This window comes from Kribbella sp. NPDC054772, assembly GCF_053611945.1.
In genome coordinates this window covers 45,601-47,788 of sequence record NZ_JBSHBJ010000048.1, presented here as the reverse complement: position 1 = coordinate 47,788, position 2,188 = coordinate 45,601, and the positions used below count along the sequence as shown (strand labels likewise).

Genomic DNA, 2,188 nt, shown 5'->3' with positions numbered 1-2,188 from the left:
GGACCCGAAATAACACGTGTCACCCCACACTTTCAGGGGCCGGCCCCTCAAACGCCGTCAGACTTTCAGGGGCCGGCCCCTCAAACGCCGTCAGGTGAGATCGCGGCGGAGGGGTACTACGGCTGCCGCCGTCGCGCCGACTGCGGCGTAGCCGAGGAGTACGAGGGCGGCGTACAGCGGTGGGAGCGGCGTGCCGACCGTGGCCGAGGTCTGGTCGGCGATGGTGTCGGTGAGGAACGTGAAGCTGGTGAGGGACGACGTCGCGCCGCCCGGGAGGTACGGGTAGAGCCTGTTGACGCCGGGCAGGATCATCAGCACGTACTCGAGGAAGTAGAAGTAGCCGAGGACGATGCCGACGGCAACGAGCTGGTGTCGGGCCAGGGCGCCGATCGCGACGCCGACGACCACGTAGACCGCCGCGACGACGGCGAGTTTCGTCAGGAGCAGCAGGAGATCCGCCAGGTCGACGGTCAGCGTCACTCCACGGATCGCAGCAGCGCCCAGGAGCGCGAGTCCGGACGTGACGGACGCGATCAGCCCGTAACACAGGCCACCCACTCCGTACACGATCAGCTTCGCGGACAGCACCTGCCCACGGCGCGGTGCGGCCAGGAACGTCGTACCGATCGTGCGGTGCCGGTACTCGCTGGTGATCGCGATCGTGCCGAACAGCGCGGGCACGAACAGCAACAGGCCGGACAACCCGACCACCAGGCCGGCACCGGCCGGGGTCTCGATCCCCGGCATCGGCGGCGTCGCGTTCTCCGGCCCGGTCAGCGCCAGGATCCCGGTCAGGCCGCCGCCCGAGGCGACCGCGGCCAGCACGGCCCACCACGGCAGCCTGGTCGAGAACAGGCGGGTGATCTCGCCACGGATCAGGTTCTTCATACCGTCGTCTCCTTCGCGGTCAGCGCGAGAAAGGCCTGCTCGAGCGTCGCTCCGTGAGCCGTGAAGTCCGCGAGTTCGCCGGACCAGGCGATCCGCCCGTGGTCGATCAGCACCAGGTCGTCGACGCTGTACTGCAACTCGGTGAGGACGTGACTGGAGATCAGCACGGTCCGTCCTTCGTCCGCGAGCTGCCGCAGGAACGTCCGCAGCCAGACGATGCCCGCGGGATCCAGCCCGTTCGACGGCTCGTCCAGAACGAGCACCCCCGGGTTGCCGAGGAGCGCAGTCGCCAGCGCGAGGCGCTGCCGCATCCCGGTCGAGAAGCCGCGGACCTTTCGATCGGCGTACCCGGTGAGTTCGACGCTCTCGATCACCGCGTCGACCCGCGACCGGGGATGCCCGCTCAGGTCGCACACGGTCCGCAGGTGCGCCCGCGCGCTCGCCGCCGGATGAGCCGCCGCGAGATCGAGCACCGCGCCGACCACACCGGTGGGCGACGCCAGATCCCGGTACTGCGTGTCGCCGAACAACGCACTCCCCCGATCGGGCCGGATCAGCCCGAGCAGCATCCGCAGCGTGGTCGACTTGCCGGCCCCGTTCGGCCCGACGAATCCGGTGACGCGCCCCGCGGCCGCGGTGAATGTCAGATCGCTCACGGCATCGACCGGCCCGAACGCCTTGCTCAGTCCCGCCACCCGAATGGGCAGTCCCTGGGTCATGACTGTCCTCTCCCCGACTATTATCAACCTGAGAGCAATAACATTATCAGACTGATAATGATCAGTGGAGGTCACCGTGCCGAAGGACTCGCCGATCGCCGATGTCGTCATGCACCCGGCGCGGTTGCGGATCATCCAGCAGCTCAGCGGGCGCGAACTGACCACCACGCAGCTCCGCGACGCCCTGCCCGAGATCACCCAGGCGACGCTCTACCGGCATGTCGCGGCGCTGATCGACGCCGGGATCCTCGCGGTGGTCGCCGAGCGCAAGGTGCGCGGCACGACCGAACGAACGCTGGCGCTCGGTGCGCGGCTGGCGGTCGCCGATCTCGACGAGGTCCGGGCCATGGACGCCGCCCAGCTGCGAACGACGTTCCTGACCTTCCTGGGGCTGCTGGGCGAGACCTTCGACGACTTCCTGGCCGCCGAGGACCAGGAGCTGCGCGACTACCTCGGTTTCGGGATGAGCCAGTTGTACGTCGCCGACGGGGACCTGCCCGCGCTGCAGAGCGCGCTCAACGACGTACTGGCGCCGTACCGCGAAGAGCGGCCCCCGCCCCGCCGGGGGGCGAAAGCCCCGG

3 protein-coding genes are annotated in these 2,188 nt (G+C 69.2%); 1 reads left to right on the top strand and 2 read right to left on the bottom strand.

Features of this window, described 5'->3' with window-relative positions:
• Nucleotides 1-90: 90 nt before the first annotated feature.
• Nucleotides 91-888, bottom strand: coding sequence for an ABC transporter permease (locus ACWGID_RS39320; protein WP_452204477.1), 798 nt, complete (start codon nucleotides 886-888; stop codon nucleotides 91-93).
• On the bottom strand, nucleotides 885-1,607 hold the full coding sequence (locus tag ACWGID_RS39315) for an ABC transporter ATP-binding protein (RefSeq protein WP_452204476.1): 723 nt from the start codon (nucleotides 1,605-1,607) through the stop codon (nucleotides 885-887). Before ACWGID_RS39315 ends, ACWGID_RS39320 begins: the two co-directional genes overlap by 4 nt.
• Before the next feature lie 76 nt (nucleotides 1,608-1,683).
• Here ACWGID_RS39315 and ACWGID_RS39310 point away from each other — a divergent pair.
• Nucleotides 1,684-2,188: helix-turn-helix domain-containing protein (locus tag ACWGID_RS39310; protein ID WP_452204475.1), on the top strand; the 505-nt coding region annotated here is incomplete at its 3' end.